Below are 20,427 nucleotides of genomic sequence, written 5' to 3' on the forward strand. Positions count from 1 at the left end.
CACAAGATTAATAACTAGTTATGATTGTAAAAAAAAATCCTTATTCATTTTTTGAATAAGGATTTTTAGTTTAATTATTTAAATATTTTTCCAAGTATTCTTAGTGTCAAAACGATGATATTACTAAGTTTTAGAAAAAGAAATAACCAACAGATACTTGAAATACCCCGTTTTTATTTTTAAAAGAAGAATTATCTACATTATTAATATCAGTTAATCCCAGATTGTATCTTACGCCAAAATTAAGTCCGTTTTCAAGTTTGTAGCCCAAACCAAAATTAACACCAAAATCAACAGTATTAAATGAATCTTTTACATCTGTCTTCTCATTTTTAGCAGCAAGTAAAAAGCCTATTTGCGGTCCGGCTTCAACACTTAATCCTTTTGTAACATAATATTTTCCCATTAAAGGAACGTTCAGATAACTTAAGGCAACTGTATTATCATTGAAGCCGTATCCCTGACCAGAATACATTAATTCAGGTTGAAAAGAAAATTTATCTGAAATGGGAATTTCAGATACAACACCAAAATTAAATGATGTTACAACATCAATACCTTTGGTATTATCTCCGCTAATAGTTGCAAAGTTTAAACCTCCCTTAACACCAAATTTAATTTCCTGGGCATTAACATTTGTAAATCCTAAAACTGTAACGACAGCTAGTAATAAAATTTTTTTCATAAAAAGTGTTTTTGAATTATTTGATGCAAAATTCACTTAAGAAAAATTAGGCGAGGTTTCAAAAGCTTAAAAGTGTATAAAATGGTACTTATTTGCTGGTATTTTTATATTCATTTGGTGTCTGGCCAGTAACTTTTTTAAAAGCTTTGTAAAAAGTCGTTTTTGAAGTAAACCCGGATTCTAATCCCATCGTCAACAAATTATATTTTTCATATTCAGAATTTGACATCATTTCCTTAACAGCTTCAACCCGATATTGATTGATGTAATTGGCAAAATTGTCCCCTGTTATTGTGTTTATAATTTGTGAAACATATCCGGCGCTTATGCCTAGTTTTTCGGCGACTTTTTCTCTGTTTAATGTACTGTCCGTATAAATGTGCTGCTCTTTACAGAGAAGTTCCAGTTTTTGAAAATAAAGATTATCTACCGTGATAGATTCCCTATATTCTTCTGATGTACTATTTTCTACAATTTCCAGATTACCATATGAAATAGCGAAATCATTATTTAGAAAATTGTAAACAGCATCTTTGTTCTTGGCGAGTTTGTATTTGTAAATGCCTATATAAGCTGTCCAGTGAATTATGAATGTTGCAGATAAAGCCAGGACGCTCATAGTAGAAGAAATGTCATATTGAAGAAATAAGCCGGCTAGAGCGGTAATAAGAAAAGCGAATACCAATGAAGAAATAATTGTTAATAAAGTAATTATCCATTTTTTTTCCTGTGGATCTTTTAAATGTCTTATCATAAAATAAGAATAAATCGGTAGGAATGGCATGAATGTAACGGCTAAAGCAAGATGGATCAGACCAAGTATATTGATTACATCAATACCTACCTCAGGAATAGTATAAATTCCTGCAACATGATCAAGATCTTGTGTAATATTAAGGACAGCGGAATAGGCAAATGGAATAAGACACAAATAATTTTTTTGTTTGCTTTTTACAGTATCATCAATCCGATTTATAATAAACAGGAATAGGAAAGCAGGAATTAGAAATACCCATTCAATGTGGTCAATAAAGCGTAGAAAAGGATAGGGAGTAAATGCATCTTCGATCTCAAAAACATGGTTCAGTAAAATAATTGAAAATGTAAATAGTAAGTATGCCAGATATTTATTTGAATTACTATTGAATAAAGAAGACTTTAAAATAATTAAGCCTAAGACTATTCCCTGAAAAATCGCAATATTTAAAAGTGTAGTATATATCAATTTTTTAATATAAAAGTTGTTTTTAAGATCTGTTTTGGGATATTATGGTAATTAACCATTTTTAAAACATAGTTAATTTCATGCGAATTGATAAGACGAATTTATATTAATACTGATGACTTTTTTAACGGATTAAGAAATGATTAACTAAAATGCCTCTTTCCCGAAGAAGCTCTTTCTTTCAACTCAATAAAAATTGATTTTTATATTTGCAGTTTGTATTTTTGCCTTTATGAATGATAATTTTATAAATGAATATTTTGGGATAGGGATACAAAATGGTAAAACGCCTGAAAATTTGGGTGTTTTATGGAGATCGGCGCAAAATTTAGGTGCGACTTTTATTTTTACCATAGGTAATCGATATGCCAAGCAAGCCTCTGATACTCATGATGCGGTAAAAGCAATTCCTTATTTTCATTATGATACTTTTGAAGCTTTTTTTGAAAACTTACCAAAAGGGGCACGATTGGTTGGTGTAGAATTAGATGAAAAAGCTTCTGATTTAGAAACTTTTGAGCATCCAAGACGTTGTGTTTATTTATTGGGAGCAGAAGATCATGGTCTATCCAAAAAAGTTATGGATAAATGCCATCATCTAGTAAAATTTAAATCGGTAAAAAGTCTGAATGTGGCTGTGGCAGGAACTATTATTATGTACGACAGAAATTTGCCTAAACCGAGGTCGTAATAAAGCTGATAAAAGTTTTTCGACTTTTACGTTTTTCGTTTAAAACAACAAAAGCTCCAGATAACCGAAGCTTTTACTTAGTCACGGAACAGTCCTGAAGGTTTTCGTGATTTCGCAGCATTAATAATGAACACTTTGGAACAGGGAATCAATTCATTATTTATTCAAGGCCATTTGCTTTTCACCCCAGATTCTCATTTGATTGATAAAAGGGATTAATTCTATTCCATTTTCAATAAGAGTATATTCAACACGAGGCGGAACTTCAGCATAAACCTTTCTTGAAATTAGTTCATCATTTTCTAACTCTTTGAGAGTTTGAGTAAGCATTTTTGGGGTTATGCCTTCAACAATTCTTTTTAATTCTCCGTATCTCATCAAACCATCTTTTAGATACCATAAAATTCTTGCTTTGTATTTTCCGCCTATTCTTTGAAAAGCATAATCAACCGGACAATATGCTTTTTTTAAATTTTTTTCCATTAATGTTTTTTTAAATTACTGATAATCAATATTAGTATGTTTTTTGTGTCTTAAGCACTAAAATGTATGTACTTGCAACAAAGATATTAAATTACTTTATTTGCTAAAGTCTTAAAGAAATGAATATGAATAATTTAGCCCGACAAAATTCGGAAAACATACATGTATTAGAAATACGGAATTATTTATTAAAGCCAGATTTAACCAATAAGTTCAGCGATTATTTTCACACGAAATTTGTTGCTCCAATGAATGAACTCGGTGGATACACTTTAGGAGAATTCAAAATTAATAGCGTAAATGATAGATTTGTCTGGTTCCGTGGTTTTGCTGATATGAAAACCAGGTTGAAATTTTTGAATGATTTTTATTGTAATAGTGCAACTTGGAAAGAATATGGCAAAGGTGCAAATGAGATGATGATTAACTCTGATAATGTTTATTTATTAAGACCATTAAAAAAAGAAGTTAACAGTATATTGTTAACAGATAAAATATTTACAGTTGTAGATTTTTATATTTGTAATGGCACACTTGAAAAGGTTATTAACCTATTTGATACTACATATATTCCATTTCTTAAAAATTTAAAAATAGAAGATATAACACTTTGGGTGAGCGAATTGACTGAAAATGATTTTCCAAGGCTACCTGTTTTTCAAGATAAAAATCTTTTAGTAAGTATTGTACATTACAAAGATGAAAATGAGTTTTATACCAAGCAAAAGGAAATTGAGAATATGCCAACTGATTTAAAAAAATCGATGCAAGAGTTAGTAACGATTCAGAATAAATTAGTGCTTTTAAATTTGAGGTAATGTTTCAGGGGTTAGTAATGAAATTAGCGGTCCAAATCTTAAATTTCAAAATAGAATAATATTTGTAATTATTATTCTATTTATACTTATTCAAATCCAGATTAAGAATAGTACCTATTCTGCTAAACTCTTCGTTAATCTTTGCATTCAGGATTAGTTGTTCATTTTTTATTGGATGATTAAAAATTAATTGATGGGCATGAAGCATCATTCCTTTGAGGTCATAATTCTCCAGCCATAATTTATTTTGTTTGTTACAGCCATGTGGACGACTTCCTAAAATGGGGTGAAAAATATGTTTGAAATGTTTTCGTAATTGATGCATACGTCCAGTTTCAGGAATTGCTTCTACCAAACAATATCGTGATGTTGGTTTATTATTAAATTCTAACCCGACTTCGGCATTTTGCAAACGATGAAAGTATGTTATTGCATTTTGTGTGATGTTATCATCATTGGTTAAATCATAATCAATCGTTAGCTCTTCGGGTGACCAGCCACGTAAAATGGCTAAATATTTTTTTTCGACTTCGCGTGTGGCAAAACGATCATTCATAATTTTCAAAACTTCTTTATCCAACGCAAATAACAATACGCCAGATGTTTTGCGATCCAACCGATGAATAGGATAAACGTGTTGCCCGATTTGATTTCTCAATTCCTGAATAGCATAAACTTTTGCATCGCGTGCATAAAATGATTTGTGAACCAACAATCCACTTGGTTTATTAATGGCTATAATATATTCGTCCTGGTAAAGAATTTCTAACATTTGGCAAAAGTAGAAGAGATTTCGACTAAAACCACTTTTATGACTTATTTGTTTTTATACCTTTCTTCGTAGTCCCGGAACGTTATGCTGGATTACCGCTTATAATTCTGACTTTTATAAGTAGTATTTCTAATAAAAACTTTAAAATTAAAAACTGAATTCGTATATTGTTCTGCCGTTTTTCAGTTCATTTTAATAGAAATAGTCCAGATTATGAAAAAATCATTAATGCTCTTCGTAGCATTCTTAGCTTTTACAGCGTGCTCAAAACATGAAGGTAAAAAAAATATTGCGATCACTGGAATAGATTCCACATTGCGGCCTGGTAATGATTTTTTTAAATATGTAAATGGCAAATGGTACGATTCTGTATCAATACCTGCATCCCAAGCCGGAGTTGGTGCCTATATGTTTATGAATTTTCCACAACGAATTCGCCTGCAAGGAATATTGGACAGTATTTCGCAAAGCAAAAATCCGGCAGGAAGTATAGCACAAAAGGTAGGAGACTTTTATGCATCAGGTATGGATACTGTAACGATTGATAAACGCGGTTATGCACCTATCAAACCCCTGCTTGCCAAAATTGAAGCAATTAGCGATTTACCTTCTTTAATGAATTTTGTAGTTACTGAAGAAAAAGTGGGCAATTCTTCTATTATAGGTTTTGGAGTGGGACCGGATGAAAAAAACAGCAGTATGAACATTGCCCAAAGCTATCAAACGGGAATTGGTTTGCCTGACAGGGACTATTATTTCAAATCAGATTCATCAACTGTTGCCATACAGGAAGCGTACAAAAAATATCTTGCTACATTATTTCAGCAAACCGGCAGCAATGCCAAAGAGGCAACAAAGAATGCTAATTTGGTTTATGATATTGACAAACAACTCGCCGTTTCGCATAAAACAAAAGTTGAACTTCGGGATGTGCAGGCAAATTATAATAAAATGGCTGTGACAGATCTTGTAAAAAGACATCCCAACATAGACTGGAACACTTTTTTAAATAATTTAGGTGCTCAAACCGATTCTATTAATGTAGGCCAACCTGCCTATTACGATGCCTTAAATAAACTTTTAAAAACCATCCCTATTGATAATTGGAAAACTTACCTGAAAGCAAATTCTCTGGAAAGATATGCAGATGATTTAAGTAAACCTTTTGTAGATGCTTCATTTGAGTATACCAAAGTGCTTTCTGGTCAGGCTGTTCAAAAATCACGTGGTGAAAAAATGGCTAGTGTCCTTGATACTTACTTAGGCGAAGCGTTGGGTGAATTGTATGTAAAGAAATATTTTTCTGAAGATGCCAAAAAACGCATGTTAATCCTCGTGAATAATCTGCAAAAAGCGTATGCCAAAAGAATTGATAACCTGAAATGGATGAGTCAGGGTACGAAACAAAAAGCTAAAGAAAAATTGGCAGCCATGACTAAGAAAATAGGATATCCGGACAAATGGAGAGACTATAGCAAGGTACATATAGCAAGGAATACCTATTTTGAGAATATGGTTTCGGCTGCTACAGCTGCATATCAATTTCAATTGGCAAAATTGGGAAAACCAGTCGATAAATCAGAATGGTATACTACAGTTCCAACAGTTACGGCATATAATAATCCTACTGCAAATGAAATTGTTTTTCCTGCCGGTATTTTACAAGCCCCATATTTTGATAATAATGCAGATGATGCCCTTAACTATGGAGGTATCGGAATGGTGATAGGTCACGAAATAACACATACTTTTGATGATCAGGGAGCTCAATATGATAAGGATGGCAACTTAAAAAACTGGTGGACAAAAGAGGATTATGTACAGTTTAAGTCAAGAATACAACAGGTTATCGATTTGTATAGTACCTATACCGTTTTAGGTGATCTGCACATTAATGGCGCAATGACAGTTGGCGAAAATACAGCAGATATTGCCGGAATAGCAGTTGCCTACGATGCTTTTAAAATGACCGAACAAGGAAAAGGAAACACAAAAATTGATGGTTTTACTCCAGACCAGCGCTTCTTTATTTCTATAGCCAAAATATGGCGAGTAAAAATGAAAGACGAGTTCCTGCGTTTGTGGATTAATAACAATCCACATTCTCCACCAAATTGGCGTGTAAATGGTCCTTTAATGAATACTACACCTTTTTACGAAGCATTTAATGTAAAACCTGGAGATAAAATGTTTTTGCCGAAGAAAGACAGAATAACAATTTGGTAGTATCCCACTCACGAACGCTTCAATTTATAAAATATAGAAAAATTCTTGCGCGAGCATAGACAAAAATCCCAAGTGTCTTTAAATGATTGGGGTATTAACTAAATTTTTAAAACCTTATATTATGTTAAAAAAAATTTTGAAATTAGACGGAGCTCAAGAATTAACTAAAAATGAGCTAAAAGCGGTAAATGGCGGAATAACAGAAATTTGCGTTAAAGGGATTGCAAGTGGACTGGCCATTTTAAAAACTGGACCATGTCCTCCAGAGTATCCTCTAGTTGGTGGAGGATGTTGTTTCGCAGATTAATAATGAATTTGCAAAAAAATATTTATTGTAAGACATGGAAAATTTAAGAGGTTAAGCTACCCCATACAAAGGCAGTAAAATTTTCAAACAAAAAACTTAAACTAATGCTCTTACTTTGTTGATTGTATAATAATGATATGCTATCTTCAACAATAAATTTATATTTTTTAAGAAGAGAGGAACTTGCTTCCTCTCTTTTTTATAATAAAATCTCAAATTATTACCCTACTGGCACGAGCCTCCGCTCGTGAATGAGAGATAACAAAAAAGCTCCAGATTTCTCTGAAGCTTTATTTTGATATTTTTTATAAATGATTTATTCCGAAATTATTTATTGATTAATTTTTCAAGCCTTGCCATCATTTCATCTTTTTCTTTCAACATGCGCTCAAACAAAGCAATCTTTTCTTCGTGAAGTTTTTTGATCTCCTCAATAGGATTGTTATTAAAAACTTCAATTCTGTTATTGAACATTGCATTATCCGAGAAATTACAAGAAATTAAATTCACTGCTTGTTCCTCATCAAAATTCTGAAAAGCTTCAACAGGAATCTTCAAAGAATTTGAGATTTGATTTAGAATATCATCTTCAATTACATCTTTTTGCTCCAGCATAGAAATTTTCTTTTGATTCCAATCATTTCCCAGATCAAAAGCCAATGCTTCCTGTTTGATGCCAAGCATTTCTCTAAAACGTTTAACGTTTCTTCCCTGATGTATTTTCTGTTCCATAATGATGATCAATTTTTCTAAAGGCTCAAAGATAAAGCCATTTGGCCTAAAAATTTTGAATTTCAAAGATAAAAAAATATATATTTGAGAATAAATAATGTGTGAAATTTATCACACATATCTACCAAATTTAGGAACTTTGTGTGGTTTTGTTACACATATAATAAGTTGGTGGCAATTTTGCTAGACAACTCACCTACATTAATTAACAAGAAATAAATGAAATTAACAATTACAATCGGACTTCTTTTAATTGGTCATCTTACATTTGGACAAGACAGAATTCAAAAAATTGACAGTTTACTTAATTCTCTTTATTCAAAAGAGAAAATCAATGGAAATTTTCTAATTGCAGAAAAAGGGAAAGTTATTTATAGCCATAGTTTTGGACTTGCAAACGAAACAACAAAAGAAAAATTGAACGAAAATTCGATTTTTGAATTGGCATCTTGTTCAAAGCAGTTCACAGCTATGGGGATAATGATACTTAAAGAAAAAGGGAAGTTGAGTTTGGACGATGACATCAAAAAATACTTACCCGAACTTTCATTTTATAAAGGTATAACTATAAGAAACTTATTAAATCATACTGGAGGTCTACCAGACTATATGCAGCTTATGGATAGTTTATTTGACAAATCTAAAATTGCCACTAACAAAGACATTATTAATATATTTAGTAAACATCAACCAAAAATAGTATTTGAGCCAAATACTAAATGGGAATATAGCAACACGGGCTATGCACTATTGGCATCAATAATTGAGAAAGCATCGGGTTTGACATACGGTGACTATCTAAAAACAGCTATTTTCCAACCGTTGAAAATGAAAAATACCTTTGTGTACACTCGTAGATTATCGCCAAAGAAAATTGACAATTATGCTTTTGGGTATGTTTACTCAGATAGTTTGAAAAAATATGTTTTACCAGACGAATTGAAAGAAACTAAAATGGTTATTTGGCTTGATGGTATTGTTGGAGACGGAACAGTTAATTCAACTGTAAAGGATTTATTGATTTGGGATAGAGCATTATATACCAATAAATTACTCACAAAAGAGGGAATGAAAGCAGTTTTTGAATTAGCAACTTTGAAAGACGGAGCTAAAAGGAATTATGGTTTTGGTTGGGGAATTGAAGACAATGCTGATTTTGGAAAAATTGCAAACCATAGTGGTGGTTGGCCAGGTTATGTAGCTTTTATCGAAAGACATATTACAAATGATAAAACAATAATAATACTTCAAAATCACAACAACGTGTCAATTTCTTCAAAATCAATTAGAAGTATTCTATATAATAAACCATTGCCTGTGCAAAAAATCAGAAAAGAAATTATTATTACAACTGAAGGACTTCAAAAGTTTGTTGGGACTTATGCAGTTGAAAAAGATTTTGAAATCAAAATTTCATTAGATAAAGACCAACTATTTTCACAATTGACTGGACAAAATGTGTTCCCGATATTTGTAGAAAATGAAATGTTATTTTTCTACAAAGTAGTAGATGCACAAATTCAGTTTGAAAAGAACGAAAAAGGAGAAATTTCAAATTTGTTTTTATTACAGAATGGAAATAAGATAGAAGCAAAACGGACGAAATAAAAACTGCTACCAACACACGCTACAAGCAATTCGGGCATTGGCTAAATGGAAAAATTGGTTTGTATTTGGAAGATTTGACAATTCCGAAGAATGGGTTTAATTTAGTCCCAAACTGCTTGTAGCGCGAGAACGTTATGGGTTACTTTAAAGAACAGACGATAAATGAGAAAAAATATATTGATTCTAATTTTGGTTTTCCTACTTTTTGCTTGTAATTCACAGACAGAAAAGAAAAAAACAATTATTAAGAATCCTGACAATTCTGCCGTGACTTTGGACAAGAAGAAATCAGAAAAATTCATTCCCAAGACAAAGGGAACTGAAAAATTTGACACAATAATAGCCGATAGCAAGATGCAAATTACTATTAAAAAGACAGACCTTGACAGTTACGTAATAAATGAATATGAAGTAGATGGTAACAAGCAAATTGACAAATATAGAGACGCTGAAATATCGCTGACAATCAAACAAAATTCACAAATATTTTTAGACACTGTATTTACAAAAAGACAGTTTTCGAAATATGCTAATAAAGAATTTTTAGATAATGCCATTTTTTTCAATTATTGGTTTGAGGCGTCAGGGAAAGACAAAATTCAATTTTTTGGAGTAATTGCCAAACCAGAAACCGACAATACAATGGACTTTTATCATTATTTTGATTTGACAAATAGAAAACTGACTTTTATCCAAAAACCTGAGGAAGACTAAAAAAGCAACCCATAACAGCTACTACAACGGATTTGGGCAATTGGTTTAATGGAAAGTTGGTTTTGTATTTGATGATTTGGCAAATCCGAAGAATGGGCTTAATTTAGTCCCAAACCCGCTGTAGTACCAAGACGTTAGCTGCAACTCTAAATAACGACACTAAACAAATTGACAATTCTGAAAATGACAATAAACATTAAAGGATATCTGACTTTTTTAACAGCGTTTTTTGCGCTATTTGCAACAACCACTGTATTTGGACAAGACTTTGACTATCAAGGTGATTTCAAAGATTTACTTTCAAAAAGTAAATACAAAAACAGTGAATACTACTATCCCAAATTATTGGAAAGATTCAATTCTAATGACAGCACATTGACCAATAAAGATATTATCGCTTTACAAATTGGTTTCACTGCTGACAAGAACTACAAGCCATATAAAACAATTGAGAAGGAAAGAGAAATTTTAGCACTTATAGCTGATAAAAAGTATGAGCAAGCCATAGTTGAATGCGATAAACTATTAAAGACAAATCCTGTGGACTTCACTGCTCTGATGGAAAAGGGATTTGCTTATATGAAGCTAAACAAACCAGACACTTCAATTCACAAAGGAAGAACAATGAAAATTATCAAATCAATAATGTGGAGTGGAGACGGGACAATTGACAGACCTTTTTTTGTTCTTAGCCCAATAGACGGACAAACTTTAATAGAATATATTTTGGGTGGTTCGATTGGAACAATGGGTTCAGGTAGCGACAAAAATGGGTATTTTCTTGACATCTTAGAAATGACGAAAGACGACAAGACAACAACGAAATATTTTATAATTCAGCACGCAACTGACAAAATGTTTGACAAATGAGGACAACCGAAATAGAGAGAAGAGCAGCCGCTAACATGCGTTTGGCAAAAAAGCGGGTTCAGTGTTTAAATGAAGCTTTGTTCTTCGTATCACGTTCTGTGCAGGCAGACAGTTTAGTGCTTCGAAATCCGCTTCTTCGCCAAGTGCCATACTGTTAACCTAATTACAAAACACATCACAATACATGGATAAAAAAACACAATTAGTAGAAACGTTAACTGAAATATTAAGCAGATATGGAGGTAAAAGAGCCGTTAAATTTATTTTTACTTCATTAGGAGCTATGCCATTTGTCGAAGATATTATCGAGGCAAGCCGAGATAAATTAAACGATATAGAAAAACAAAATTTAAGTGATAAATTGCAAGAATGGATTGAGTTTGATAATGTAGATTTGCCAGAAGCATTAAGAATTTTAGACGCGGAATTAAAACAAGCAACCAAAACAAACTTCTCATTCCTATTGTGGGAATCTTTAGGGATTGAAATCCCTTTTTTAGTAAAAAATGGAGAATCACCAATGGTATTTGCAATTTTAAATCCACAAACATTAAATGAATTCGAACAATTTGAAAAAGTTGGCTTAATTAGTATTATTCCAATTGAGCAGATTTCTATGGCTCCTGGAATTAAACCGCCTCCTTCTATTGAAGAAAAAAAAAGAGTATTAAGAACAGGTGTTAGCGTTGTAATTAAACTAAATCAAACTCTTTATCAATAAGTAACTGGGTATAACAGCTACTACAAAGGATTCGGGCATTAGGCTAAATGGAAAAATTGGTTTGTATTTGGAAGATTTGGCAAATCCGAAGAATGGGCTTAATTTAGTCTTAAACCGTTGTTGTATCAGTAACGTTAGCCGTCAGTTTACAGAATATCAATATTAAAAGATGAGAGTTACATATTTTCCAAATTTAGGAATCGAAATACAATCTGAAAAAATTCTTTGGAATGAATCTCGCCAAAAAATAAGAGTTAAACTTAAACAAAGTCATAAGGATGATGACCAAGAATTTGACAACTCTGATTTTTTTGATGGAGATATATCGTTCAATATAATTCAGAAAAGAGATATTTACCAAGACTTTGAAAATGAGAAAAATTTATTTTTCTTTAATTATAATGACGAAAACAAACTTAGCGAAATAGAATTTCACACGGGAATTGAATTAACTATTGGAAATACAAGAATTGATATAGGCGAAGATATAAATAAAGCGATTGAAAAATTAGAGTATACGTACTCAGAAAATGATGATGGAAATTATTTTTTCAATGAACTAAAATTAAATATTGCGAATGATGAATATATGGGTGGTGATGGAAACAGTTTATCTTATATTTATTTAACAAAATATGAATTACAAAATGAATGAATAAAAGTGAGCACTATCACTCTTTGCCATTGACTTGGGCAATAAGCTTAATAAAAAGTTGGTTTTGTATTTGGGATGATTTGCTTCGCCAGTTCGCTATTACTCGTGTGCAAATCGCCACAGCTAGGACAAGCGCTTAGTTCGTGAACTCAACAGATGTTGCTAAAGATTATTAAAACAAAAAAAAGCTCCAGATTTCTCTGAAGCTTTTATCTTAGTAGCGGGAAGCGATCAAATATCTAACCAGATTATTGAGGATTACTATAGTATTATTGAATGCGCATCTTAAATTTAATTTTTAAATATTAGGACAACTTTTTTGAAGAATAAAAAACAAACATCTTTATTTTGAAATAAAAAAAAAGTAGCCCAGCATTCTTCTTTCTTCGTGTTTGCTTATCCATCTGGCTTTGTGTGGATTTTTGAAACATATGAATAAATTGTGTGAGATTATAAAGAATCAACGTTCTAAAAACACGAAAATTAATATGGAAGAGTAAAATTCTGTTTTGGATAAAATTTTTAATATCTTTGATAGACTAAATATATGCGATATGTCAAACTACACTAGAATAATATTAAATAGAAGTGGAAAAGATATTGGACTTCGAGAAGATAATAGAGGAGCAATTTTTATTGAACCAAAGATTTACTTTAAGAACGCTAAAATTAAGTCTATAATAAAAACAATTTCTGAATCAAATATTGTAAAAAAAGAAACTGTAAAGAAATAGAATATGCCTGAAAGCCTTTGGTTATTTCCTGTATTGAGTGGTTATTATTTCTTAACACGTTATGTGTATTTAAAATACAAATATGACAGAATAGAAACCCAAAGATTAGTGTTTAATTCAGTAATCGCAGGTAGCTTACTATTTTTCTTTACTTATTTAGGCAGAATAATTCTAAACTATTTAAAGCCCGAAATAATTCCATCAGTTTATAAGTTTCTGTACCAACTCCCAATAGAAGAGCAACCACTTTTGTGGACTTTTATATTTAACTTTCTATTCATTTTTATATTTACACATTCCTTAAATAAAGTATTGAAATGGTGTGACTACTTTAAAAGACAAACGCCTGTTGAACAAGCTATTGATGATTTCGGAGACGAGATTGAGCAGTTGTTTAAAAAAGTTGCAAAAGAAGAATTGCTGATACAGATTACACTAAAATCTAATAAAGTTTATGTAGGATTTGTTAAATATATACCCCCACCAAAAGAATCTAATTATTTGAAAATCATACCTTTAATAAGCGGATATAGAAATGAAAAAACTAAAAAAGTAAAATTCAACACAGAATATTATAAAGCAATTCTGCTTTACGAAAGCGATGAGGAAAAGTATAATAGTTTTGAAATGGACATAACTATAAAACAAGATGAAATACTTATGGCACACGTTTTCGATAACGATGTCTATAAAGAATTTTAAAGAATTATAAATAAGTAACCAGACACAACACATGCTATAAGTAAGTTGGACATGTAGTGTAATTTGAAGATATTAAATATCAGCGAAGATTCATCAAAATGAATAAAATAAGGATCTTTAACCCCGATCTGCGCGGAGCTTTGGAACGTTGTGAGGAGTTTGAGCGGATTAGAAATATAAAATAAATGAGAGAAGAATTTAACATAGAGTATAAAGGACGCCGTTATAATTTTGAATTAGACAAAAAAGATGGAATGATTTGGTTAATTCAAGATGACAATTTAAAATCAAAGACAAATAGTGGTCAAATTATTCCAGCTCGAAATATTGATGAAGCTAAAGAAACTGCTAAACTAATGCTTTATTCTATGGGCTATTAATTTTTTATAAAATCATAAAAGATATTGAACAGACAAATATCAATAAAAAATATCATATGAAATATGACCTAAACAGTTTTGTAGAAGAATATCGAGATAAGGATTATATAAATATCTTAAAAGATCTGAACAAGGAAATTAGTCATTTGGATGTTCTTTATTTAAAATTAAAGAGTTCGGAATATGATTACGGATTAACTGAATATAGACAACATGTGGGTGATTTTTTATTCTTTTTAAATACAGGTGTCGTTCCCAATGGAATTGGAATTGTTGGACTTAGAAATTTTTTACCCATAGTTACAAATTTAGTTCAGAAAAATCAACTGAAACCCTCAATTTTAAATCTTTTTGAATAGATAAAACTTATGATTTGGACTGATGATGAATTTGCTGAAGAAGCGATAGTATTCTTCACTAAACACGGAAAATATTTAAGTGCCGAATTTTCCTTCGATATTGAAACCGATGCTTACAATTATGTTCGGAAAAGTAGTAATTTTAAGTATAAAGATCACGTCGAAGCTGGTGTTTTAGTAAATTTTCTAGTTAAGTTTGGATATGTTGAATTTGATAAACGAATAAATGACGTGCGTTATCATAAACTAACAGATAAAGGAATTGAGTTTATAAATAATATAAAATGATTTTCAAACTGCTAGAATAAATAAGGTGGTGAATGCCTTACAGGTAGATAACCTTAAATAAAAAGAGATATAAAATATTATAAAGGCGCTTATAAGGCGCCTTCATCAGCAAATGAATAGTAGGATTCGGTAGTTATAATTAGTGAATCGAGTAATTTTATATCAAGAAGTCTTCCGGCTTCTTTTACTTTTCTAGTTACCTGTTTATCGGCTTCGGAGGCTGTAAGGTTTCCTGAAGGATGATTGTGAATAATCATAAGTGACGTAGCATTTGCCTTAAGAGCTGCCGAGAATATTAATCTAAGATCTACAACAGTTCCTGCAATTCCTCCAGAAGAGATCTCGTAAATACCAAGTACCTTATAAGCCTGATTCATCAGCAATACTTTGAACTGCTCGAAGAATTCTATTTTATTATGATCCCAAGCTGAAAGAGCCAGTTTGTATGCATCTTTGGAAGATTTGATTTGTGGTCTTTCAGAGTTTTTTACTTGTGTTTTGTAGATTAGCTCAATTTCACATACAGTCTGCCAGTTTTGATTTAAAGTTTCCATAATTTCTATATTTTAAATTAATTATGGAACATTCACCGGGAATCGCCTAGCAAGCGCAAAAAGCAACGCAATAAAGCAGGAATTTTTTCCTGCATTTATGGGGGAATTTTTTGCTAGCGCCCGCAGACGATTCCCGAACTTTGTGACGAAATTAAATAAGATATTAGATGGAAAAAAATATTGGGTTTGAGGAAGATGTATATTTCCTAGACGAACTTTTACAACAATAGTAACGTTCTTTTTTGTTGCATATCACTCATATAAGTAGCCAAAAGCATCAATCAAATTAAAAGCCATTTCTTTGATAATCTGCAGTAAAAAAAGTATATATTTGAAAATAAATAATGATGAAATTTATCACACATATCTACTAAAATTTGGATTGCTTTGAGGTTTTGTCATGCACTTTATACAAAATAACTAGAATGACAGAAAAAGCAAATCAATTCACGGGACCAAAACAATATTTAGAAAAAAGCTTTCTGGAGGAATTGAATTATAAAATTTGGTCTACTAAGGCATCAAGATTTAATGCTGATAAACGCCTCAAAACAAAAGCAAAATTTTCAAATATAAGTTTAGCTTTTTTATCGGCATATCTAATTATTGCAAGTTTAATTTCTGTTTATAATATAAATTCTGGAAATAGTGAAAATATCATAAACTATATAATAACGGCATTGTCGATTTTAGTGTTGGTAGTAAGTCAATTTGAAAATGCTCAAGATTACAAGTTGAATGCGCGAATATTCCACGATTGTGGTCTTGAATTATCACTATTATATAATGATTTAAGAGTGTTTAAAACTCTCAAGAGCAAACCATCTGAATACGAAGTGTATACTTTTGCTAAAAATTTATCTGAAAAATATCAGACAGTATTGAGGAACTACCAAAATCACTCACCGATTGATTACGATATATTTCAAATTAATAATGTAAACTATTTTAAAACAGTAGCACCAGAAAAAGTAACGCCAAAAAATATTAAAAAAGTAAAACGGAGATATTCATGGGAAATTTATGGCTGGTATTCAGTTATGATTATTTTACCACCAATATTAATTTTAGGAATAATATTAATTGTGAATTAGACAAAATAAACTTCCCTAGCAGCCGTTAGGTGGAATTTGTGTTTTAGGGCTTAAAGGAAGTTAAGCTACGATACATTTTTATAATCGTGATAGACGGCATGAAAACGGTAATGTAATTTTAAAGATAAAATATTTGTAATGTTTCAGAGTTAATGATATTAAATTCTACATTTATAAGATATTAAGATATAATAATAATGGCAAAAGTAATTTAAAGATGAGCAGTAGTGCGCATCTTTTTTGTTTTAATATTACCTTAAAAGAATTAATATGGGTAGAAATACTACCTCGCATTCAAGAGTTATTGAATTTTATTAAATATGGATTTCAATATAACTTCCTAAAAAAACAGTATAAATACGTATTGTAAATCATCTTTATATTCACTTCCTTGTTACGGTTTTCCGTAATGAAATAATGGATTTATTGATGTTATTTGTTGCTGATATTATCCAAACCAATTTATTATTTAGTAAAACCAAGATATTATTTTTTATTATGGCAGAGAACTCTAAAAGTGAAAAAACAAAAGATTACAATTTTTTAATTAATCAGCCACTTGGTGAAGATTTGTTTAAAAATAAATCCCAAGATAAAATTGCTAAAATAATAAGTGAAAAAATCATTTATGATCCTGAATTTAAAGTGATAGGCATTGATGGGGCTTGGGGTTCAGGAAAAAGTAATTTAGTAAAATTAATAGAAAATAAACTTTCGACTTCTCATCATTTTTTTATTTATGATGTGTGGGGGCATCAAGAGGATGAACAAAGAAAAGCTATATTAGTTGAACTAACAGAATTTATAAATAGTAGAGATGATTTATTAAAACAGAATACGAAAGATTGGGACATTAAACTAAAAGAACTTTTGGCTAATTCAAAAGAAACCACTACGATAAATCAACCTTATTTAAGTGTTGGTTTTATTTTTAGCTTACTATCAATTATTTACGTTCCAACTGTAAATGTTTTTAAAGATTCTATGACTGATTTTTTTCATATTGAATCGTTACTTGGGAAATTAATACTTGTTGCATTTCCAATTTTTATTGTTTTAGGTATTTACTTGTATAATGTTGCTAAAAATTGGATAAATAAAAATGGACTTGTGAAATCACTAAAATTAGCTGCAGAAGAAACTTTTCAAGTCTATACAAATAAGCAAAAGGAAGAAACTAAAATTGAAACCATTTCTGAAAACCAACCGTCTGTCCGGGACTTTCAGAAATGGATGAAAGAGATAGATGGGGATTTAAATAAAAAGATCGTGATCGTTTTCGATAATTTTGATCGTTTGCCTAAGAAACACATCCTTAATATTTGGTCATCAATTCACATCTTTTTTGCTGAAAAAAAATACAATAACATTAAAATAATAGTGCCTTTTGATAGAGAACATATTCAAAATGCATTTAAAGAATTGAATAGCGATATTAATGACAAAACTTTTGGTGATGACTATGTAAATAAAACTTTTGATATTGTTTTTCGAATCACTCTTCCAATAATGTCAGACTGGAAACAGTTTTTTAAGAATCAATGGAGCAAAGCATTCACTAATTACAATGATAATGAGTTGAAATTAGTAATTCAGGTATATGAATTTTTAAATAGAAGAATAACACCTAGAGAGATAATTTCATTTATTAACGAAATACTTACCGTTAAACTTTTAGATGATAACTTTAAAGAAAGATATATAGCAATATTTGTATTAAAAAAAGATGAAATTTTAAAAAATCCCCTAAAAGCAATTACTGAGTTAGAGTATTTAAAGGGTTTAAAATCTATATATCACAATGATGCAAATTTTGGTAAGCAATTAACTGCTATAATATATCATATTGAAGTTGAAAATGCTTTAGAATTAATTTATGCGCAAGAACTTAAAGATTCTTTGAATAAGAATGACGTAGAATTATTTAATACTATCTGTAAGTCAGAATTCATTGAAACAATTTTCACTCAAGCTATTGTTGAAATTGAAATTCCAGAAAATCCGATTAAGACTTTGTCCCAGCTAGATGAAGAAACAAACCTTACACAGTTTAATATCGATCAGGCATGGAAAACACTTTATTCAAAAGTCTTAGGAAAGGAATTAAATATTGATATACTTGAAATTGAAGATTGGCAGTTAATATTAATTCAAAACTATGATGATGATAAGTATTTAAATGATTTATTACAGCAATATGCAAATATTTTAAACGATGATAACACTGTAGATTATATTTCATTATTAGATGAGTTAATTGAAGAAATTGGTTCTGAGAGGTTACTATCGTTAATAATTACTAAAGAAATCAAGCCGAAAAATTTTATAGAAATAATTGAAAATAAAGGTAATGAATATGCGAAGTATAAGTTAAAATGTAGCAGTGTTGTTATTGACAATTATATGTCAAAACTTAAAATTGAAGACTTGTTAAAGTTAAAAAACACAGATGTTTTAAGTAAAAACTTTGATCTGAATATATATAAAGATTTTCTAAAAACTAGTTTGAATTCATTTATAGATCAAAATAATGTTCAATTGGCTAATGACGTAGTAATTAAATTAAAAGAAACTTCTAAAAAAAATGGTGATTTAAAAGACATTTTAGATGAATCAAAAATTTATACCTTATATACCAATAATTCATCATCACCGTTACCAATTACTAACGAATTGATAGCTATGAGGATTGCTATGGGTGAAAGTTTTATTTCTCATGCAAATCAATTTCAGTCTATTTTAGACGTTGAAAATAAAAAATTATCTTCTGAAATTTCATTAACTGTACTTAATTATATTCAATATGATGATCTTCTGCTGTTATCAAAATATTTTACTACTTCATTGTTATTTAAACAAATTATACATGAGTTATTAATAAATGGTACAATTAGTAAAAGAGCAAACATTTTAAATGTAATAAAAGAGTATAATCTTATCAAATCTAATCTTGGACTTAACGATGATCTATTATTAAAAGAAATAAATAGATGGGAAATTGATAAATCAAATCTAAATATTGAAGAAGTTGATGATGAATTTATTGTTGATTGTTTTAAGTATAATACATTTAAGGTATCTATAATGTTTATAGATATTTTTAATGATGATTTTAAAAACTTAGATGAGGATTCTTATAATACGGTTTTTGGTGATGGAAGCGATGTGCATTTTAGATATTTTGAACAGTTAAAGATTGAATCGCTAACCCAAATATCACTTGATGTTTTCCAGGGGCAATTATTAAATAAAATTAAGTTAGGACAAGTTAATTTGCAGTGGTGGCAAATTCTTAAAAAATACGAATCTAATCATGAGAATTTATCAATTATAGACACCTTAAAAAACCTTAGAGACCAAATTCTAAATTCTAATATTGATTTAACTTTAGAAGGCGCAAAGATTTTATTACCATATTTTATAAAATATAATTTATTGGATTCTAATACAGATGTGTTTAGGACTATAATAAAAAACAGTTTCTTAAGTGATGAGTATTTTAATAATATTCTAATAACAAATTCTGATTACGTAAAATCATTATATCAAAAGACCTTGCCAGATGGGAAAAATGGATTTCGTAATACAATTAATGAAAAACGTGAAGCAGTGCAATCAATAGAACAAATAGCTAAACTTATAGATATAAGGAAGTCTAAAGATTAAGCTAAATCAAATCTTGTGGTAAAAAATGTTAAAGCAATAAAATATTTTTATTTGGTCTCATAACGGAGATACATACGAAAAGAATTTTTTTGTGAATATAAAAAAGCTAAATTTGAAAGACTTTTCGAATTAAAAATTTCTAA

General features: G+C 30.2%; 23 protein-coding genes. 17 read left to right on the plus strand and 6 right to left on the minus strand.

The window, feature by feature from the left end:
* Positions 1–130: 130 nt before the first annotated feature.
* On the minus strand, positions 131–685 hold the full coding sequence (locus RT99_RS06560; protein ID WP_042563924.1) for a porin family protein: 555 nt from the start codon (positions 683–685) through the stop codon (positions 131–133).
* 88 nt (positions 686–773) lie between these two features.
* Positions 774–1,910: a helix-turn-helix domain-containing protein gene (locus RT99_RS06565; RefSeq protein WP_042563925.1), complete on the minus strand. Its 1,137-nt coding sequence runs from the start codon at positions 1,908–1,910 to the stop codon at positions 774–776.
* A 232-nt stretch (positions 1,911–2,142) separates the two neighbouring features.
* Between RT99_RS06565 and RT99_RS06570 the strand changes: the two genes are divergently transcribed.
* Positions 2,143–2,601, plus strand: a complete 459-nt coding sequence (locus tag RT99_RS06570; protein WP_042563926.1) for an RNA methyltransferase — start codon at positions 2,143–2,145, stop codon at positions 2,599–2,601.
* Positions 2,602–2,757: 156 nt separating this feature from the next.
* Here RT99_RS06570 and RT99_RS06575 read toward each other — a convergent pair whose 3' ends face one another.
* Positions 2,758–3,084, minus strand: coding sequence for a helix-turn-helix domain-containing protein (locus tag RT99_RS06575; RefSeq protein WP_042563927.1), 327 nt, complete (start codon positions 3,082–3,084; stop codon positions 2,758–2,760).
* A 125-nt stretch (positions 3,085–3,209) separates the two neighbouring features.
* Between RT99_RS06575 and RT99_RS24630 the strand changes: the two genes are divergently transcribed.
* Positions 3,210–3,902 (plus strand): NIPSNAP family protein, encoded by a 693-nt coding sequence (locus tag RT99_RS24630; RefSeq protein ID WP_052483592.1) that lies wholly within the window; start codon positions 3,210–3,212, stop codon positions 3,900–3,902.
* Positions 3,903–3,978: 76 nt separating this feature from the next.
* Here RT99_RS24630 and RT99_RS06585 read toward each other — a convergent pair whose 3' ends face one another.
* Positions 3,979–4,674 (minus strand): pseudouridine synthase, encoded by a 696-nt coding sequence (locus tag RT99_RS06585; protein ID WP_042563928.1) that lies wholly within the window; start codon positions 4,672–4,674, stop codon positions 3,979–3,981.
* Between the two features lie 213 nt (positions 4,675–4,887).
* Here RT99_RS06585 and RT99_RS06590 point away from each other — a divergent pair, with 213 nt between their 5' ends.
* Both RT99_RS06590 and RT99_RS06595 read left to right on the plus strand, forming a co-directional pair.
* On the plus strand, positions 4,888–6,900 hold the full coding sequence (locus RT99_RS06590) for a M13 family metallopeptidase (protein WP_042563929.1): 2,013 nt from the start codon (positions 4,888–4,890) through the stop codon (positions 6,898–6,900).
* A 121-nt stretch (positions 6,901–7,021) separates the two neighbouring features.
* The gene (locus RT99_RS06595; RefSeq protein ID WP_165587183.1) at positions 7,022–7,207 is read left to right on the plus strand and encodes a class IIb bacteriocin, lactobin A/cerein 7B family; all 186 of its coding nucleotides are present in this window, start codon (positions 7,022–7,024) and stop codon (positions 7,205–7,207) included.
* Positions 7,208–7,534: 327 nt separating this feature from the next.
* Here the strand turns inward: RT99_RS06595 and RT99_RS06600 are convergent, their stop codons facing one another.
* Positions 7,535–7,939: a helix-turn-helix transcriptional regulator gene (locus tag RT99_RS06600; RefSeq protein WP_042563931.1), complete on the minus strand. Its 405-nt coding sequence runs from the start codon at positions 7,937–7,939 to the stop codon at positions 7,535–7,537.
* A gap of 219 nt (positions 7,940–8,158) precedes the next feature.
* Between RT99_RS06600 and RT99_RS06605 the strand changes: the two genes are divergently transcribed.
* The 11 genes from RT99_RS06605 (at position 8,159) to RT99_RS06650 (ending at position 14,970) form a co-directional block, all read left to right on the plus strand.
* Positions 8,159–9,547: a serine hydrolase gene (locus RT99_RS06605; protein ID WP_042563932.1), complete on the plus strand. Its 1,389-nt coding sequence runs from the start codon at positions 8,159–8,161 to the stop codon at positions 9,545–9,547.
* A gap of 162 nt (positions 9,548–9,709) precedes the next feature.
* Positions 9,710–10,261: a DUF4738 domain-containing protein gene (locus tag RT99_RS06610; protein WP_042563933.1), complete on the plus strand. Its 552-nt coding sequence runs from the start codon at positions 9,710–9,712 to the stop codon at positions 10,259–10,261.
* A gap of 183 nt (positions 10,262–10,444) precedes the next feature.
* Positions 10,445–11,131: a DUF4919 domain-containing protein gene (locus RT99_RS06615; RefSeq protein ID WP_042563934.1), complete on the plus strand. Its 687-nt coding sequence runs from the start codon at positions 10,445–10,447 to the stop codon at positions 11,129–11,131.
* Positions 11,128–11,289 carry a hypothetical protein gene (locus RT99_RS25265; protein ID WP_165587184.1) on the plus strand — a complete coding sequence of 54 codons (162 nt, stop codon included), beginning with the start codon at positions 11,128–11,130 and terminating at the stop codon, positions 11,287–11,289. Before RT99_RS06615 ends, RT99_RS25265 begins: the two co-directional genes overlap by 4 nt.
* 26 nt (positions 11,290–11,315) lie before the next feature.
* A complete protein-coding gene (locus RT99_RS06620; protein WP_042563935.1) occupies positions 11,316–11,852 on the plus strand; it encodes a hypothetical protein in 537 nt (178 codons plus the stop codon).
* 169 nt (positions 11,853–12,021) lie between these two features.
* Positions 12,022–12,507: a hypothetical protein gene (locus RT99_RS06625; RefSeq protein ID WP_042563936.1), complete on the plus strand. Its 486-nt coding sequence runs from the start codon at positions 12,022–12,024 to the stop codon at positions 12,505–12,507.
* Between the two features lie 554 nt (positions 12,508–13,061).
* Positions 13,062–13,241, plus strand: coding sequence for a hypothetical protein (locus RT99_RS06630; protein ID WP_042563937.1), 180 nt, complete (start codon positions 13,062–13,064; stop codon positions 13,239–13,241).
* A 3-nt stretch (positions 13,242–13,244) separates the two neighbouring features.
* The gene (locus RT99_RS06635; RefSeq protein ID WP_042563938.1) at positions 13,245–13,943 is read left to right on the plus strand and encodes a hypothetical protein; all 699 of its coding nucleotides are present in this window, start codon (positions 13,245–13,247) and stop codon (positions 13,941–13,943) included.
* Between the two features lie 185 nt (positions 13,944–14,128).
* The gene (locus RT99_RS06640) at positions 14,129–14,323 is read left to right on the plus strand and encodes a hypothetical protein (protein WP_042563939.1); all 195 of its coding nucleotides are present in this window, start codon (positions 14,129–14,131) and stop codon (positions 14,321–14,323) included.
* 56 nt (positions 14,324–14,379) lie between these two features.
* A complete protein-coding gene (locus tag RT99_RS06645; RefSeq protein WP_042563940.1) occupies positions 14,380–14,682 on the plus strand; it encodes a hypothetical protein in 303 nt (100 codons plus the stop codon).
* 9 nt (positions 14,683–14,691) lie between these two features.
* A complete protein-coding gene (locus RT99_RS06650; protein ID WP_042563941.1) occupies positions 14,692–14,970 on the plus strand; it encodes a hypothetical protein in 279 nt (92 codons plus the stop codon).
* An 89-nt stretch (positions 14,971–15,059) separates the two neighbouring features.
* Here the strand turns inward: RT99_RS06650 and RT99_RS06655 are convergent, their stop codons facing one another.
* Positions 15,060–15,524 carry a JAB domain-containing protein gene (locus tag RT99_RS06655; protein WP_042563942.1) on the minus strand — a complete coding sequence of 155 codons (465 nt, stop codon included), beginning with the start codon at positions 15,522–15,524 and terminating at the stop codon, positions 15,060–15,062.
* Positions 15,525–15,949: 425 nt separating this feature from the next.
* Here RT99_RS06655 and RT99_RS06660 point away from each other — a divergent pair, with 425 nt between their 5' ends.
* The gene (locus tag RT99_RS06660) at positions 15,950–16,618 is read left to right on the plus strand and encodes an SLATT domain-containing protein (protein ID WP_052483594.1); all 669 of its coding nucleotides are present in this window, start codon (positions 15,950–15,952) and stop codon (positions 16,616–16,618) included.
* Positions 16,619–17,035: 417 nt separating this feature from the next.
* Positions 17,036–20,284, plus strand: a complete 3,249-nt coding sequence (locus tag RT99_RS06665; RefSeq protein ID WP_042563943.1) for a P-loop NTPase fold protein — start codon at positions 17,036–17,038, stop codon at positions 20,282–20,284.
* Positions 20,285–20,427 lie beyond the last annotated feature (143 nt).

The organism is Flavobacterium sp. MEB061, from assembly GCF_000834715.1.
GTDB lineage: Bacteria > Bacteroidota > Bacteroidia > Flavobacteriales > Flavobacteriaceae > Flavobacterium > Flavobacterium pectinovorum.

What these genes read in the sequence shown, in the direction of transcription:
- RT99_RS06560 (WP_042563924.1), bottom strand. Translation starts at nt 685, where the DNA reads ATGAAAAAAATTTTATTACTAGCTGTCGTTACAGTTTTAGGATTTACA.
- RT99_RS06570 (WP_042563926.1), top strand. Translation starts at nt 2,143, where the DNA reads ATGAATGATAATTTTATAAATGAATATTTTGGGATAGGGATACAAAAT.
- RT99_RS06575 (WP_042563927.1), bottom strand. Translation starts at nt 3,084, where the DNA reads ATGGAAAAAAATTTAAAAAAAGCATATTGTCCGGTTGATTATGCTTTT.
- RT99_RS24630 (WP_052483592.1), top strand. Translation starts at nt 3,210, where the DNA reads ATGAATAATTTAGCCCGACAAAATTCGGAAAACATACATGTATTAGAA.
- RT99_RS06585 (WP_042563928.1), bottom strand. Translation starts at nt 4,674, where the DNA reads ATGTTAGAAATTCTTTACCAGGACGAATATATTATAGCCATTAATAAA.
- RT99_RS06590 (WP_042563929.1), top strand. Translation starts at nt 4,888, where the DNA reads ATGAAAAAATCATTAATGCTCTTCGTAGCATTCTTAGCTTTTACAGCG.
- RT99_RS06595 (WP_165587183.1), top strand. Translation starts at nt 7,022, where the DNA reads ATGTTAAAAAAAATTTTGAAATTAGACGGAGCTCAAGAATTAACTAAA.
- RT99_RS06600 (WP_042563931.1), bottom strand. Translation starts at nt 7,939, where the DNA reads ATGGAACAGAAAATACATCAGGGAAGAAACGTTAAACGTTTTAGAGAA.
- RT99_RS06605 (WP_042563932.1), top strand. Translation starts at nt 8,159, where the DNA reads ATGAAATTAACAATTACAATCGGACTTCTTTTAATTGGTCATCTTACA.
- RT99_RS06610 (WP_042563933.1), top strand. Translation starts at nt 9,710, where the DNA reads ATGAGAAAAAATATATTGATTCTAATTTTGGTTTTCCTACTTTTTGCT.
- RT99_RS06615 (WP_042563934.1), top strand. Translation starts at nt 10,445, where the DNA reads ATGACAATAAACATTAAAGGATATCTGACTTTTTTAACAGCGTTTTTT.
- RT99_RS25265 (WP_165587184.1), top strand. Translation starts at nt 11,128, where the DNA reads ATGAGGACAACCGAAATAGAGAGAAGAGCAGCCGCTAACATGCGTTTG.
- RT99_RS06620 (WP_042563935.1), top strand. Translation starts at nt 11,316, where the DNA reads ATGGATAAAAAAACACAATTAGTAGAAACGTTAACTGAAATATTAAGC.
- RT99_RS06625 (WP_042563936.1), top strand. Translation starts at nt 12,022, where the DNA reads ATGAGAGTTACATATTTTCCAAATTTAGGAATCGAAATACAATCTGAA.
- RT99_RS06630 (WP_042563937.1), top strand. Translation starts at nt 13,062, where the DNA reads ATGTCAAACTACACTAGAATAATATTAAATAGAAGTGGAAAAGATATT.
- RT99_RS06635 (WP_042563938.1), top strand. Translation starts at nt 13,245, where the DNA reads ATGCCTGAAAGCCTTTGGTTATTTCCTGTATTGAGTGGTTATTATTTC.
- RT99_RS06640 (WP_042563939.1), top strand. Translation starts at nt 14,129, where the DNA reads ATGAGAGAAGAATTTAACATAGAGTATAAAGGACGCCGTTATAATTTT.
- RT99_RS06645 (WP_042563940.1), top strand. Translation starts at nt 14,380, where the DNA reads ATGAAATATGACCTAAACAGTTTTGTAGAAGAATATCGAGATAAGGAT.
- RT99_RS06650 (WP_042563941.1), top strand. Translation starts at nt 14,692, where the DNA reads ATGATTTGGACTGATGATGAATTTGCTGAAGAAGCGATAGTATTCTTC.
- RT99_RS06655 (WP_042563942.1), bottom strand. Translation starts at nt 15,524, where the DNA reads ATGGAAACTTTAAATCAAAACTGGCAGACTGTATGTGAAATTGAGCTA.
- RT99_RS06660 (WP_052483594.1), top strand. Translation starts at nt 15,950, where the DNA reads ATGACAGAAAAAGCAAATCAATTCACGGGACCAAAACAATATTTAGAA.
- RT99_RS06665 (WP_042563943.1), top strand. Translation starts at nt 17,036, where the DNA reads ATGGATTTATTGATGTTATTTGTTGCTGATATTATCCAAACCAATTTA.